Annotated in this window: 12 protein-coding genes and 1 other annotated feature; of the genes, 7 read left to right on the top strand and 5 right to left on the bottom strand. The window is 42.3% G+C overall.

The genetic code is table 11. The features are described from left to right. The first annotated feature begins 208 nt into the window (after positions 1-208). Both ACZ43M_RS22280 and ACZ43M_RS22275 read left to right on the top strand, forming a co-directional pair. Positions 209-1,417 (top strand): acyl-CoA dehydrogenase family protein, encoded by a 1,209-nt coding sequence (locus ACZ43M_RS22280; protein ID WP_464508091.1) that lies wholly within the window; start codon positions 209-211, stop codon positions 1,415-1,417. A gap of 353 nt (positions 1,418-1,770) precedes the next feature. Continuing rightward, entirely contained in the window at positions 1,771-3,087 is a 1,317-nt protein-coding gene (locus ACZ43M_RS22275) for a methyl-accepting chemotaxis protein (protein WP_464508090.1), read from the top strand. Positions 3,088-3,479: 392 nt separating this feature from the next. On the opposite strand, the gene ACZ43M_RS22270 is transcribed toward ACZ43M_RS22275, so the two are convergent. Next, complete coding sequence (locus tag ACZ43M_RS22270; protein ID WP_464504698.1) at positions 3,480-3,734, bottom strand: transcriptional regulator, SarA/Rot family; 255 nt, start codon at positions 3,732-3,734, stop codon at positions 3,480-3,482. Positions 3,735-3,909: 175 nt separating this feature from the next. Between ACZ43M_RS22270 and ACZ43M_RS22265 the strand changes: the two genes are divergently transcribed. Beyond that, positions 3,910-5,049: an HAD family hydrolase gene (locus tag ACZ43M_RS22265; protein WP_464504697.1), complete on the top strand. Its 1,140-nt coding sequence runs from the start codon at positions 3,910-3,912 to the stop codon at positions 5,047-5,049. 399 nt (positions 5,050-5,448) lie between these two features. Here ACZ43M_RS22265 and serA read toward each other — a convergent pair whose 3' ends face one another. Beyond that, entirely contained in the window at positions 5,449-7,092 is a 1,644-nt protein-coding gene (serA, locus tag ACZ43M_RS22260) for a phosphoglycerate dehydrogenase (protein WP_464504696.1), read from the bottom strand. Continuing rightward, positions 7,085-8,242 carry a pyridoxal-phosphate-dependent aminotransferase family protein gene (locus tag ACZ43M_RS22255; protein WP_464504694.1) on the bottom strand — a complete coding sequence of 386 codons (1,158 nt, stop codon included), beginning with the start codon at positions 8,240-8,242 and terminating at the stop codon, positions 7,085-7,087. Before ACZ43M_RS22255 ends, serA begins: the two co-directional genes overlap by 8 nt. Positions 8,243-8,316: 74 nt before the next feature. Next, positions 8,317-8,526: a binding site (T-box leader), on the bottom strand. A gap of 289 nt (positions 8,527-8,815) precedes the next feature. Here ACZ43M_RS22255 and ACZ43M_RS22250 point away from each other — a divergent pair. From ACZ43M_RS22250 to thrB, 3 genes are read left to right on the top strand one after another with little or no spacing between them, the layout of a single operon-like run. Further along, positions 8,816-10,111, top strand: coding sequence for a homoserine dehydrogenase (locus ACZ43M_RS22250; RefSeq protein ID WP_464504693.1), 1,296 nt, complete (start codon positions 8,816-8,818; stop codon positions 10,109-10,111). Continuing rightward, entirely contained in the window at positions 10,108-11,181 is a 1,074-nt protein-coding gene (thrC, locus tag ACZ43M_RS22245; protein ID WP_464504692.1) for a threonine synthase, read from the top strand. Before ACZ43M_RS22250 ends, thrC begins: the two co-directional genes overlap by 4 nt. Next, entirely contained in the window at positions 11,168-12,088 is a 921-nt protein-coding gene (gene thrB / locus ACZ43M_RS22240; RefSeq protein ID WP_464504690.1) for a homoserine kinase, read from the top strand. Before thrC ends, thrB begins: the two co-directional genes overlap by 14 nt. Before the next feature lie 24 nt (positions 12,089-12,112). Here the strand turns inward: thrB and ACZ43M_RS22235 are convergent, their stop codons facing one another. Together ACZ43M_RS22235 and ACZ43M_RS22230 are read right to left on the bottom strand one after the other, a co-directional pair. Continuing rightward, positions 12,113-14,644 carry a bifunctional diguanylate cyclase/phosphodiesterase gene (locus tag ACZ43M_RS22235; protein WP_464504689.1) on the bottom strand — a complete coding sequence of 844 codons (2,532 nt, stop codon included), beginning with the start codon at positions 14,642-14,644 and terminating at the stop codon, positions 12,113-12,115. A 76-nt stretch (positions 14,645-14,720) separates the two neighbouring features. Next, a complete protein-coding gene (locus ACZ43M_RS22230; protein ID WP_464504688.1) occupies positions 14,721-14,864 on the bottom strand; it encodes a hypothetical protein in 144 nt (47 codons plus the stop codon). Positions 14,865-14,993: 129 nt separating this feature from the next. Between ACZ43M_RS22230 and ACZ43M_RS22225 the strand changes: the two genes are divergently transcribed. Next, positions 14,994-15,743 carry an SDR family NAD(P)-dependent oxidoreductase gene (locus ACZ43M_RS22225; RefSeq protein ID WP_464504687.1) on the top strand — a complete coding sequence of 250 codons (750 nt, stop codon included), beginning with the start codon at positions 14,994-14,996 and terminating at the stop codon, positions 15,741-15,743. The last annotated feature ends 51 nt before the right edge of the window (positions 15,744-15,794 follow it).

Genomic DNA, 15,794 nt, shown 5'->3' with positions numbered 1-15,794 from the left:
TTAGTGGTGAATTTTGAATTTGTTTGGTCCTTTTAATGAAGCAATAAGTACTAATATATGCCGGTGAAACTTTCAGTGAGTCTATCTCATTGAATGGTTTCATTGGCTTTTTTAGTTTTCAATAGTTTTGGGAGGATTTTTGAATTTTCAGATAGAATACCAATTAGTGAGAGATTAAGATTAAGTTTTATAGGGAGGAAGGGAAATGATGGATTTTTCATTTACAGAGGAACAGAAGAGCGTACGCAAGGTTGTCAGGTCATTTGTAGATCGTGAGATTAACCCTTATATTAAGGAATGGGATGAAAGAGGACATTTTGAAACGGGGATTTTGAAGCGGTTGGCAGAACTGCAGCTAATGGGAGTTTGCATTCCTGAGGAATACGGCGGCGTCGGTATGGATTATAATACGCTGGCGATTGTTTGCGAAGAATTAGAGCGCGGGGATACGGCCTTCCGTACGGCCGTTTCGGTACATACCGGACTAAACAGCATGACACTGCTGCAGTGGGGAACAGAGGAACAGAAACAAAAGTACCTAGTGCCGCAAGCGAAGGGTGAAAAGGTTGGTGCCTTTGGCTTGACGGAACCGAACGCCGGCTCTGATGTGGCGGCGATGCAGACAACGGCAGTAAAGGCTGGCGACTATTATGTGTTGAACGGCTCAAAGACATGGATTTCTTTATGTGATGTTGCCGACAACTTCTTAATTTTTGCAAAAACAGATCCAGCCTCTAACCATCGCGGCATTTCTTGCTTTATTGTGGAGCGAACTTTTCCGGGCGTGTCAACAAAAGCAATCAAGGGCAAGCTCGGGATTCGTGCGGGTAATACGGGGGAAGTATTTTTAGATAATGTAAAAGTTCCTGCTGAGAATTTATTAGGGTATGAAGGAGAGGGCTTTAAAATTGCCATGTCCGCCCTCGATAATGGCCGGTTCACGGTCGCAGCAGGTGCATGTGGAACAATTATGGCTTCGCTTGAAGCGAGCGTTAAATACTGCGAAGAGCGAAAAACATTTGGTAAGGAAATTGGGCGACATCAGCTCGTGCAGCAAATGATCGCGAAAATGTCTGCCAACCTTGAAATTTCTCGTTTGCTAGTTCATAAAGCAGGCTGGTTGAAAAATAACGGAAAACGTAACACGCAGGAAACGTCATTGGCGAAATGGGTTTCCTGTGACGCCGCTTATGAAGCTGCCAATGATGCTGTGCAAATCCACGGGGCCTACGGATTCTCCAACGAGTTCCCCGTTGAGCGTTATTTGCGTAACGCCAAAGCACCGGTAATCTATGAAGGAACTAGAGAAATTCATACGATTATGCAAGGTGAATATGCTTTAGGCTATCGCGAGGATAAGCCGTTGCGTAAAATGCTGCCTTCCTGGCCGTTTGAAGAGTCGCTGATCAAAGGGTAGTGTGACTACTATGAAAACTTATTTTCTAGCCGGACATTCGCTCCTGCCACAGGGTATGGCAGCACTGAGTGTATTCGATTCTTTGACGATTACAGTTGAGATTGTTCCCTATTCCTAGTTAATGAGTTTCTGGAGACTTTGGTTTAATGGACTTAATTTACCGTTTTGAAATAATGAAATATACTAAGATTTTAAACAGTGGATTCCAACCATGGAATACCACTGTTTTTTTGCTCAAAATTCTTGAATTTAAATACAATAATTTTCAATTAATTGTAAAGAAAATAGGGACTATTGACTCGTTTCTTATGCTAACATAGTAATGGGAATTTAAAGAGATAGCTAAATTGAGTATGAGAAAAGGCGGAGATTTGATGGGACAACAAAAAAAAGTCACCTTTAGCATTCAAAAAAAATTGGTATTGGGAGTTACCACTGTTGCTCTAATTACTTATTCAATAAGTGCTTTTGTAATATTTGCTTTTTCGGATTACATATCTAAAATTACCAATCTATCATTCAATGTCATAGTTATTTTAACTTTATTACTGGGTGTATTTTGGTGTGGGGTACTAGGGTATGTAGCATCTTTGTATATTACTCGACCACTTAAAAGGATGGAGGAGCATGTGACGCTTGCGGCAAGCGGTAACCTTAAAGTAGATCTTCCTGTCCCGAAATCAAATGACGAGCTGCGCTCATTAACAAACGCTTTTAATCAAATGTTGCAAAATCTGCGACAAACAGTGAAGGAAATAGACAATAATTCTGATATTGCCAAAAACACAGTTAATTTAGTATCGCATAAAACTATTGAAGCTAACGCTTCCCTAAAGAATGTATCTGATAATATCGAAGAAATAGATAGAGGGACACAAAAAACTGAAATGCTAATTGAAACTACAGTAAATACTTTAAACTCTCTGCAGGAAATTGCAGAAATAATTGAGGAAAAAGCTAACGATACGAGAGCTTTTACAAATACGATGCATAGCACTTTAGAGTCTACAGTTGGATCTGTTGGAGCTATAGTAGAAGGGTTAAATAAAGTTTCCCATGAAAGCCAATTATCCGTTAATTCGGTCATAAAGCTTAAAAATTATGCTGAAGAAATTAACCGTGTAATTGCCATTGTTGGAGAAATATCAGATCAAACGAATCTATTAGCTTTAAATGCAAGTATTGAGGCTGCTCGTGCCGGTGAGCATGGAAAAGGTTTCGCAGTAGTAGCAAATGAGGTTCGAAATTTAGCGGATGAAAGTGCTGAATCTGTTAAAGAAATTTCTGACTTTATCCGAAATATCCAAATGGAAGTAGAAGAAGTAGCTAATAGGATGACATCTTTAAGCAAGCAAACCATAAATGAGTCACAAAATGGAAAAAAGGCGAGTAATGATATTATTGAAATGGAAAAAGTATCATTATCAATCATTGATAAAATTCATGAAATTTCTTCATATGTAAATGATCAGATGAGCATAATTGAAGACACAACATCACAAGTGAATATAGTTTCTCAGGTAGCCAAAGAAGCAGCCGTTTCAAGTGAAAGTGTTACCGATTACATTTCACATCAATGTAATCTTATGTCTGAAATTGAGAATATTACTGTCCAGTTGACTGAAGAAGCAGATAAAATGAGAAACACCGTTGAGAAATTTGATTTTTAGCATATTTTATTTCAAGTCCAAGCCGTGCACAGGCTATCCGTATGCATGGCTTGTTTTTTTAAGGGTTCTTCATAACAGTTAAAATAGAATCAATTGAGGCATGATTAGCTGGCTCACTATCAATATGCTTCGCTTCCAAATATAAATCCAAATACAACCTTGGATATAAACATGTTGGGTTTTATTGCATTTTGCACAAGCTTTTTCTGGGTTTCATCGGTTAGTATAAGGGCTTTTGAACCATGCTACGCTGTAAAAGGCCTATTTCCGCTTGGGAAAGCAGCTTTCATTTTGGCATCGTTTGGTGCTCTAGCGTATGCTCCAATGAATTCATCTCATTTATGATCACGTTACTTTTTGCATATTGCCAATTAATTAATGCATTTTAAAAATCAAATCCTTGTACTCACCATGTGACAGCCCAAAGTACGGACACACTTTTTAGATAATGCCAGAGCTTTCTCCTTAAGTGGAATCCCCTTTTCTGTAAGTGCAATAAAAACCTTCCACTCATTATCACTGGCGCGTACCCTTACTAATAAGTCCGTTGCCTCCATCCGTTTAAGCATCGGTGTCAATGTGCCGTTGTCCAAATAAAGGCGTTCTATGATTTCCTTAACAGTTAACCGGTGGTTCTTCCATAACACAATTAAGGTTAAAAATTGCGGTTAGGTGAACTCGAGTTCATCCAGGGTTGGTCGATATAAACGGGTTATTTCGCGTGAACATGCATAATCCGCAAAACAAATATTTGTGTTTATATTCTTTAATAGAACTTGGCGCTGTGTTACGATACAGTATAAAAGTAGATTGTAAAAGAGGGTGGAAGAGCTGATTAAGACAATATTATTTGATGTTGACGGGGTACTGTTAAGTGAGGAACGCTACTTTGATGCTTCCGCATTAACAGTTTGGGAATTGCTGATTAGCTGCAATTATCTGGCGTTATCACCTGAAAAATTTAAGACAGCTTACAGTGATGAGGAAATTAAAGAAATACGAGACTTAGTGTTCGATAGCGACAAGATACTAAAACTGCAAAAATCACGCGGCCTAAACGCCAACTGGGATATGATCTATTTAACTTTCGCTCACCAACTTATCCATCTCCTATCACAAATCAAAGATACGGAGTTTGAAAATATTAGAAAATGGTGTCAGGCACCAATCAATCGTGAAACATTATTGGAGATGGGCAGGGTATTGAGCAATTATCCGGTAAAGCTGGATTTTGAGTTGTTTGTGGCAGATTTTGAGCAAAGTGATGCGACAAAGCAGGGGCTATTAAGCTACTTGAATGTGCTTGCCAAGGAGAAGCTTGGGGTAGAGACTGTAGTTTTTGAAAAAGGTGAGTTGTGGTCGATTTGTGAGCATGCTTCTCAAGAGTGGTACGTGGGCGATGAAAATATCTTTGCTTCCACTGGAAAACCATCCGTACAGACTGGAAAACAGGGCTTTCTAGCAAATGAAACGACTCTAGCACCAAAAGAGGATGTTGCTGAGCTTTTTCAGTTCTTGAAAGACTCTGGATTAGAGATTGGTATCGGCACAGGCAGACCGGAGCTGGAAACGTTGCAGCCGTTTCAGCATTTGGATTGGTTACGATATTTTGATAAACAGCGGATTGTCACGGCTGATGATGTGTTGCGGGCGGAAGAGCAGCTTCCAGAGGGGACATCATTGTCAAAACCGCATCCATATACTTACATAATGGGACTCCATCGAAAGGAACCAACTGTTTCGGATTGTTTAAATATGAAACTTCCAATACAAGATGGGGAATCAGTGCTTATCGTCGGAGATTCACTCGCAGACCTTCTGGCGGCAAGGCAGATGGGAGCACAGTTTGCTGCAGTGCTAACCGGCTTGTCAGGAAAGGATGCAAGAAGTGAGTTTGAAAAGCATGAGTCGGACTATATTTTAGATTCTGTGTTGGATTTGAAGAGGCTGGAACTTCATTAACCGGCTTTCGGACAAAACAAGTTGAGAAAAGTGATAAAATGTCCGAAGCCGAGCAAGCTTCGGACAAAACGAGCTGAAAAAATAGGTGAAGTGTCGGAAGTCGAGCTATCTTCGGACAAAACGAGCTGAAAAAAGAGGTGAAGTGTCGGAAGTCGAGCTATCTGGACAAAACGAGCTGAAAAAAGAGGTGAAGTGTCCGAAGTCGAGCTATCTTCGGACAAAACGAGTTGAAACAAGAGGTGAAACGTCCGAAGTCAGGCTAACTTCGGACAAAACGCCCCTGCAAAGGCACCAAAATGTCCGAAGACCATCCATACACAGGAAATATTATTAGAAGTTTAAAACTCTACAAAGAAAAACGGGCCGCATCCTCAACAGGTGCGGCCCGCTTTACAATCATTAAACACTCTCTATCTTCTCCTGCTCCATCCGCCCAGGTTCAAACGTATCCACATTCGAGACCTCGAGGAACGAAGCTTCCTCCAAACCGTCGATTAACGTCAACTTACGTAGAACTTCAGGCACCAACACTTTATCAAGCGTCAGCACCATTATCGCTTCCCCGCCGACTTCGGTCCGGCCAACCTGCATCGTACCGATATTAATTAAGTAGTCTCCTAACAAGGACCCAACCTTACCGATCATGCCAGGAACGTCAGTATGCCTAATATACAACAAATATTTTTCCGGTTTGACATCTATGCGGTATTGATTAATCTTCACAATCCGGGCGCCATAACCGTTCAGGACAGTTGCTCCGATGCGTGCAGTCTCTGTACCTTGGGATACCGCCAACTCCATATAGTTGGCAAATCCTTTATTAGTGGCATTCTTTTGGACATTGTACGAAACGCCTTGCTCCTTCAATAAATGAAGAACGTTAATGAGATTAACAGAATCACTTAAATGATAGGACAGCACTCCTCTTAAGAGTGTCCGCGTCAATAGCTCAGTATCCTCATCAATTAAATCACCATAATAATTGATTTCGATTTTACCAGGAGCCTGCTTCTTCAATAACTGAACCACGAGCTGGCCCATTTGGTCGCCAAGCAGTAAATATGGCTGCAGTTTTGCTTGGGTTTCGCCAGACATTTGCGGCATATTGACTGCATTTTGAATCGACTGCTTTTCGAAAATCTCAATAATTTCCGCGCTGACTTCTTCAGCAACCTTTTCCTGTGCCTCCACGGTAGAAGCCCCAAGATGCGGGGTTACAATAATGTTTGGGTTACTCAGCAATTCCGGGTCAGCCACCGGCTCTTTTTCAAACACATCGAGTGCTGCACCGGCAACATGCCCGGCCTTAATCGCTCGTACTAGCGCCTTTTCGTCGATAATCCCGCCGCGGGCACAGTTAACGAACCGGACGCCTTTTTTTGTTTTTGCTAAGTATTCATCATTAATGATCCCGCGGGTATCATTGGTTAATGGTGTATGAATGGTTATAAAGTCAGCTTCCGCTGCGATTAAATCAAGGCTTGCCTTGGTAATGCCGAGTTTTTTTGCCCGCTCTTCAGTTAAGTATGGGTCAAACCCTAAAATGTTCATGCCGAAGCTTTTTGCCCGCTTGGCCACTTCCGTTCCAATTTTACCCATTCCAACAACACCGAGATTTTTCTTATAAAGCTCGACACCTTTAAACGAGTTGCGATCCCATTCGCCGCCAGCCGTTTTCTGATGGGCTTGGGGGATTTTTCGCGCCAATGACAGCATCATTGCCAATGTATGTTCCGTTGCCGCAATCGTGTTGGCACCAGGTGCGTTAATGACAATAATCCCTTTTTTGGTTGCGGCACTGACATCAATATTATCAACTCCGACACCAGCTCTCGCAATCACACGCAGACGTCCAGCTGCTTCAAGCAATTCCGCAGTTACTTTCGTTTGGCTGCGGACAATCAAAGCATCATAGTTTACGATAATACTTTTTAATTCCTCAACTGGCAAAGTTGGCTGCCTGTCAACCACAAAATTTGGGTGATCAATTAGGCTTTGTAGACCCGTTTGGCTGATTCCGTCTGTTACTAATACTTTATACATTTTCGCTCCATACCTCCTGTGCTCTTTTTACCGCTACGCCCAATACATCTTTTCCTTCTAAAAACTTAACGGTCATTTCGATGCTGCTTAGCACTTTTAATACCTCAAATGGAGTGCAATAGCCCATGTGGCCGATGCGGAAAATCTCACCCTTTAACTTCTTCTGACCACCGCCGACGGTTATGGAAAACTTATCCTTCAACAGCTTTTTCATTTGTTTGGCAGGCTCGCCAATTGTACGCACTGCCGTAACAGTCGGGGATGCATCCTCATCTGAGGTTAACAGCGGAACCTCGATTGCCTTAAGACCTTCACGGGTCATATCGCGCAAAAGCTGATGGCGCAATATTACGTTCTCAAAGCCTTCCTCATCGAACATGTTACAAACTTCCTGCGCTCCGTAAATCAGCGATACAGCTGGTGTAAACGGAGTAGACCGTTCATTGTCATACGAAGCCATGTAACGGTTTAAATCTAAATAGAACCGTTTTGTCTTGCAGTTCTTAATTGCCAGCTTCGCTTGATCATTTACTGCGACAAATGCCAACCCTGGCGGCAGCATCAATGCCTTTTGTGAGCCGGATACTAAAATATCAATCTGCCAGTCTTTCATATCGACTGGTACAGCGCCAATGCAGCTGACGCCATCGACGATAAATAAGGCATTCGTTACTTTTTTCACAACTTCACCCAGACCTTTAATTGGCTGAAGGACAGCGGTTGAAGTTTCGCAGTAGGTGGCAATGACAGCTTTAACATCCTTCTGCAATCCTGTTAAAAATTGTTCCAGCTGGTCAGGCTGGCAAGCTTTCCCCCACTCAACCTCAAGGCGGTGGACGTTTGCACCGAATGTTTCACAAATGGAGGCAAACCGGTCACCGAAGGCACCGGCGACAATAACAACGACATCGTCTCCCTCCTCTATCACGTTTACAGCAGCAGCTTCCAGTGCTGATGTTCCGCTTGAGGCAAGAACAACCACAGGATTTTCGGAACCGAAAACAGGCATAAGGCGGGTGGAGACATCTTCAAGTAACTTGGGGAACTCTTGGCCGCGGTGGGCAATCATTGGCTGATTCATAGCATTTTTCACACGATCGGGCACCGGTGTCGGTCCGGGAGCAAATAAATACTGTTGGTCAAGTAACATTAAACTCATCCTCTCAAATTGTTTTGCCTAAATAAAATGAAAACGTCCCCCATAACAGACATAGTGGTCGTGTTATGAGGGACGTGGAAAAACGTGGTGCCACCCTCTTTTGCCGTCAAGTACTAACGGCCTTTGGGAAATGTAACGGTTTTAACCGGGCATGCCTACTCTAGTTTCAGCAGCCAGTTCAGAAGGGCTGGGCGTGATAAGCTTTGGCACCGGTTCGCAGCAACCACCGGTTCTCTGAGGCCATTTCTTAATGCCGTCTTCATCATTACTTTTGTCTTTAGAATACCGCAAATTGGCGGAACTTTCAAAAATCAAATGAATATAGGGTTTATTCTACAACCTCACCTTCAGACTTGTAAAGGGATAAAGTGTAAAAAATTTCTCCTTTTTCTAGCGATAAAAATTGCTGAATATTATGAACGCTGATATGATGCAGGAGTAAGCGATTACAGGTAAAAACTAATAAATATAACTATTGTAAAAATAATCAAACAACTTTATAATGTCTACAACAGAAATACATTTGTTCGCGTCAGGGAGACAAATGAGATTGGAGGGAATCTTGTGAAAGCAATTTCGATAGGATTATTAGGTTTAGGTACTGTCGGATCGGGTGTTGTCCAAATTATCAAGAACCATCAGGACAAATTGATGCACCAGGTCGGCTGTCCGATTGTCATTAAAAAAATCCTTGTCCAAGATTTATATAAAACTAGAATAGTTGAAGTAGAGCCAGAACTATTAACATCAAATCCCGATGAAATTTTACTTGATACAGAAATCGATGTGGTCATCGAGGTAATGGGGGGCATCCATTCTACAAAGGACTATCTGCTCACAGCTCTTCGCCAAGGTAAGCATGTTGTAACGGCCAACAAGGATTTAATGGCTCTGCATGGGTCTGAGTTATTAACAGTTGCCTCTGAGTATGGCTGTGATTTATTTTATGAAGCAAGCGTTGCTGGTGGAATTCCAATTTTAAGAGGTTTGGTCGACGGACTAGCATCCGATCGGATTACCCAAATGATGGGTATCGTCAACGGTACGACCAACTATATATTAACGAAAATGAGCAATGAAGGACGCTCCTATGATGAAGTACTCAAAGAAGCACAGGCTCTTGGTTTTGCAGAGTCTGATCCGACTTCAGATGTGGAGGGGCTGGATGCTGCCCGAAAAATGACCATCCTGGCAACGTTGGGATTTTCCATGCATATCGATTTGGAGGATGTGCAAGTCTGCGGGATTTCGAAGGTGACTGAAGAGGATATCAACTATGGCAGTCAGCTGGGATATACGATGAAACTAATTGGTTATGCCCACCGTGAAGGAGAAAAAGTGGAGGTTAGTGTAGCCCCGACCTTTCTATCAAACAACCATCCGCTATCATCTGTACAAAATGAATACAATGCTGTGTATGTTTATGGCGAGGCTGTTGGTGAAACCATGTTTTACGGCCCGGGTGCCGGCAGTTTGCCGACGGCGACAGCAGTTGTTTCCGACCTCGTCGGCGTCATGAAAAATTTGCGTCTCGGTGTAAACGGCAAAAGTGCGGTTACCCCGCAATACCCTAAACAATTAAAAGATAACAGTGAGAAATTTTCGAAGTATTTTCTGCGTCTCCACGTTCAGGACGAAGTCGGCGTGTTTGCCGAAATTACCTCTATTTTTGCCAAACATGGGGTCAGCTTTGAAAAAATACTTCAGCTCCCAGTTAAGAAAAATGAGGTTTCTGAAATTGTCTTGGTTACACACAAGGCTTCACTAACGGATTACGATCAAATACTGCAAGAATTAAATGACTTACCTTCATTGAAGGAAATAAAAAGTGCATATAGAGTGGTGAGGAAATCATTATGACAAGATGGCCAGGATTATTAGAAGCTTATAAAGAATATTTACCTATTTCGAATGAGACACCGAAGTTAACTTTGAATGAAGGGAATACTCCGCTAATCAAGCTGGAGCGGCTTTCCGAGGAATGGGGGATTGAGCTCTATGTAAAAGTGGAGGGCGCCAACCCTACCGGCTCGTTTAAAGACCGCGGGATGGTTATGGCTGTTGCCAAAGCAATTGAAGAGGGCAGTAAAACTGTGATTTGTGCCTCTACTGGGAATACTTCGGCTGCTGCAGCTGCGTATGCGGCAAGAGCAGGATTGAAATGCATCATTGTGATTCCGGAAGGAAAAATTGCCCTAGGCAAGCTGGCGCAGGCTATGATGTATGGAGCCGAAATTATATCGATACAGGGGAACTTTGACCAGGCATTGAAAATGGTTCGAAACATTAGCGAGACAGAGCCGATTACCCTTGTCAATTCGGTAAATCCTTACCGGCTTGAGGGCCAGAAAACGGCTGCCTTTGAGGTATGCGATCAGCTTGGCTTTGCCCCGGGAATTTTGGCAATCCCAGTCGGCAATGCTGGTAATATCAGTGCTTACTGGAAAGGATTTAAAGAGTACAACGAGAAAAAGGAAACCGGGCTGCCAAAAATGTTTGGTTTTGAAGCTGCTGGTGCGGCGGCGCTCGTCCATAACCGCGTGTTTGAGAATCCAGAAACTATAGCCACTGCAATTCGAATCGGTAACCCGGCGAGCTGGGATTTGGCGGTCAATGCCGTGCAGGAATCCAATGGACAGTTTGATGAAGTTACCGATGAGGAAATAATTGCGGCCTACAAGAAGCTGGCCTCATCTGAAGGAGTTTTTGCAGAACCGGCATCCTGTGCTTCCATCGCTGGTGTTTATAAAGCTTGGCAGCAAGGGAAGATTGCCCAAGGGACTAAAATAGTTGCTGTCCTTACTGGAAATGGCTTAAAGGACCCGGATACGGCGATTGAAAGCAGCTTAGTTAAGCCGACACAGCTGCCTAACGATGAGCAAGCTGTAAAACAGCATATTCAAGGGGTTGTCGGCAATGCCGCTGAATAATAGGGTTAAAATCACGGTCCCTGCAAGCACTGCCAATCTCGGGCCAGGATTTGACTCAATGGGACTGGCAGTGAATTTATATTTGACCCTGAAAGTGGAGAAGAGTGACCGTTGGGAATTCTATACTGACACAGAGGAACTGAAGGGCCTCCCGAATGATGACAAGCATTTTATCGCGGAAATTGCTATCAGGATAGCTGAAAAATACGGAAGGGTTCTGGCGCCATGCCGTGTCAAAATGGAAAGTGAAATTCCATTGGCACGCGGGCTTGGTTCAAGTGCATCGGCGATTATTGCTGGAATAGAGCTTGCGGATGCTGTTGGCGGCCTGGGCTTAACGAAACAGGCTAAACTTCTATTGGCAACGGAACTGGAGGGCCATCCTGATAATGTTGGGGCTTCCCTATATGGTGGTCTAGTTATTGGCAGTTATCAACAAGATGAAGTAGACATGCTGTCCTTTACGGATGTTTCGTTTGAAATGGCTGCCGTTATCCCGAAACAAATTTTATTAACCAAGGATTCACGCGGAGTGCTTCCGAAAAGCTTCAGTTTGCAGGAATCCATTCAGGCATCCTCTGCGGCAAATGTGTTAGTAGCAGCGCTGTTAAGCGAAAATTGGGTGTTAGCAGGAAAAATGATGGCACGTGACCGATTTCACCAGCCATATCGCAAGCCGCTTATACCTTTTTATGAGGAAGTTGAACAGGCAGCCAAAGAGTATGGTGCTTTCGGCAGCGCTCTTAGCGGAGCGGGTCCGACGGTGTTGTGCTTTACTGAAAAAGGAAATGGTAAAAGCTTGACATCAGCATTACAAAGCAACTTTCCAGCCATGAACGTTAAATGGCTCAAAATTGATTATACCGGAAGTACTGTAAAACCAGCTGAACGATTCGTTAGTAATTAAAAAAGGGGCAGTTATTTGCTGCCCTTAAGCATTTTTTAGTATTGCCTCAAAATCTTCTTTATTCAAAGGTTTGCTGAACAGATAACCCTGCGTATAAAAACAATCTTTAGACAAGAGAAACTCCTTCTGAAATTCCTTTTCTACTCCTTCAGCAATAACCATCAGCCTTAGGCTTTTAGCAAGATTGATGATCGCTTCAGCAATTTCAGAATTGCTATAATCCTCTTTTATATCCTGAATAAACGATTTATCGATTTTTAAGGCATTAATGGGCAGGTTTTTCAAATAACTTAAAGATGAGTAGCCTGTGCCGAAATCATCGATGGAAATAGAAATTCCCATTTTCTTTAACGTATGGAGAGATTGGACAATCTCTGTCGAGTTATTCACCAAGATGCTCTCGGTAATTTCAACCTCAAAATCTGCTGGATTTAATTGGGCCTCTTTAAGCAGCCTTTCCACCCGCTTAACCATAGTAAACGGTTCTTGAAATTGACGTGCAGAAAAGTTGACAGATATGTTTAAAGGGGTTTGACGAGTTCTATTCCATTTGCTTACTTGACTGCAGGCAGTTTTCATCACAAATTCCCATAAGGGTTGAATTAATTCCGTCTCTTCGGCAATCGGAATGAACAATTCGGGGGACACAAACCCCAGTTCCTCATCTGTCCACCTCAATAATGCTTCAACCCCGATGATGGTGCCGCTCCGCATATCCACCTTAGGCTGATAATAGACCTCTAATATCTCATGTTCAATTGCTTTCCGCAGCCGTGCTTCAAGTTTGGGTTTCTTAATACTTGTATTCCGTAACTGCTCAGAATAAACAAGGACCTTATTGCCGCCAAGTTTCTTTGCTTCATACATGGCAGAATCTGCATAGATAATCAATTTTTCAATATTTTTTGTGTGCTCGGGATAAAGGCTGATCCCACAGCTGGTTCCCATATAGATTTCTGTCTCGTTAATATAATATGGGCTTTTTAAATTGGAAATAATTCTTTCGGCAGATTCTATCGTTTCCTGCAATGTGACGTTGGTTAATAGAATAATAAACTCATCGCCGCCTTGCCTGATTATGACATGCTCATTTTCTTTTGTAGAAAGACTTTCCCTAAGACGGATGGCAACTGTTTTTAGGATATCATCCCCCTGGGAGTGTCCAAACGAATCATTTACATGTTTAAAGCGGTCCATGTCTAAAAATAAAACGGATAAAGTTTCTCTGGAATGTTCTGCCCGAGTGATAATCACCGGCAATTTTTCCTGCAGATACCTTCTGTTATGCAGCCCTGTTAACGGATCGTGATTTGCCTGATATTCAATAAGTTCCCTGCTTAGTTTCAGGTCGGTTACATAATTGTACAAATGGTTTGATAATGCATTCACGTTTTCTGCAAGCATTCCAAGCTCATCTCTTCGTTTTAAACGAAGGTTTTTTCCGAAATTGCCCGCAGCGATTTCGTTCACTTTCTCAACGATATAGCCAATTGGCTTTGTGATTGAACTGGAAAAAATAAAGCTGATAATGAGCACGATTAACATAATAACAATGGAGAGAAAGATATGTACTTTTAACTCATGATCGAGCTCTTGCTTTATAAGGTCATAATTATATACAAGACCGATGACAAATGGCGTGTCTTCTCTGTCCAATACAGGCAAAAATGTTTTCATAACGTATTTGCCATTTAATTCGGTTTTGTAGGTCTGAACCTGATTTGAGCTGATTGCCTGTCTAATTAATTTGGTATCTTTGTCATAGTTTTTATAGTTATAAGTGCCGTACCAATAAGGGCGGGCAGAAATGCGCATATAACTATTTCCATTCAAATAGACAATTTCTTCCTCTTTCCCGAAATTCTTCGGGTTAAATACAGTGAGTTCTAAAATCCCTTTTTCCTTGGTAAAGTCTTTGATAATTTTTCCGGGCCCAAACCGGTCCTCGTATTCCAACACTTCACTGTCCCGGAAATAGGGATTAATCATATAATTGGTTGTTCCATCGAAATAATAGCCCCATTTATCAATGTGTTTCGGATTAGAGGAGGCGATTTCGATTGGCCCCGACCAATAGTTAGGAAGAGTGATGCCTTTCTTCACAGTCACAGGCTTTAAGGAAAAAAGCTGCTGAAAGGCATCATACCAGTAGCCCCAACCTTTGGTTGACATATCAATTTCATCGGGGTCGGAGGACTTGACTCCGATAATGTCATCTTCCGTTTTCGCTAATAAAGTGATGTGAGAGACACCAACTTCTGCAGCTAATCTTTTTAATTGATCATTGGATATGTCCTGAAAGCGGGGCGGTAGTCTTTCTCTGATGGCAAGACAGGCAATTCGCAGATTTCTGCCAAGAATATTTTCCACATATAACGAGCCTTTTTTTGTATTTTGAACTTGGAAAGAGACTTCCTCTGTCATCATGGAAATCTGTTGATTATTATTATTCCAAAGTTTATTTTCCGAACGAAAATAATGAAGGGTATTATTCACCAACAATATGAAAAAAACAAGTAAACAGAATAATAGCGGAAGCTTTTTCTTTATGGACAACTCTACAACACTCCAATAAGCAGTATACATACCCGAAAAAATAGACTATGCATACTGCTGTTGCTTACTTTAATATTTAGCCTTTTAATCCTTGCAGCCACTCTTGATAGCAATCAGGGCAAAGGGTTTCGTCTCTTTCCTGGTTCGAGGAAACAAAGGTTACAAAATGTCGCTGGCTTTCATCTAGTTCGTCAGTACAGTAAAAGCATTTTTCGCCCATAATAACCCTCCTTTTAAAATCATCGCTAGGTTAGTTTTTTCAGATTTACATTGATTTATTACATCTAAGGACAGAGTTGCCGTAAAATATGGTTATACTGAATTCTTTTAAGGAAAGGGCGAGAGTAAGATGAACTTTTCAGGAAAAGTCGTTATTGTAACCGGCGCCGGGAACGGAATTGGCCGTGGTGTTGCGAGAGCCTATGGTGAACAGGGCAGTAAAGTGGTCGTCGCCGATGTTGAGGAAGAAATAGGCCAACGGACTACCCGCGAAATCCGTGAAAGCGGCGGTGAAGCCATTTTCGTAAAAACAGATGTCCGCCGCGAAGAAGATGTCATTCAATTAGTAAAGGTGACTGAAAGTACATATGGAAAAGTGGATATTTTAATCAATAATGCCGGAATCAGCAAGTTTACTCCGTTTTATGATCTTACACTTGAACAATGGGATAACGTCATCAATACAAATTTGCGCAGTGTCTTTCTATGCTCCCGTGAAGGAGCCAAGCTTATGCGGAAAAATCCTGACGGCGGTCGTATTGTAAACATTGCTTCAACAAGGGCGTTGATGTCGGAGCCGAATTCTGAAGCCTATGCTGCCACCAAAGGAGGTATTGCCGCATTGACGCATGCGTTAGCGGCAACTCTTGGGGAGGACAGGATTACTGTTAATGCCATTTCTCCTGGTTGGATTCATACCGGCGATGTGTCAGAGCTTCAAGACATTGACCACGAGCAGCATTTCTCTAAGCGGGTGGGAAATCCAGATGATATTGCCCGAGCCTGCCTTTACCTGACGGCCAAAGAAAATGATTTTGTCACCGGTATAAATTTGGTCGTAGATGGCGGGATGACACGAAAAATGATATATGAGGAATAACATGAAGGGGGCAGTTATGGCCCTCTTTTTTTTACATTCAATTTAGCAATA

The organism is Neobacillus sp. B24 (genome assembly GCF_055381825.1).
Note: the sequence above shows the minus strand (reverse complement) of the source record. Positions and strands in the feature narration are given on the sequence as shown.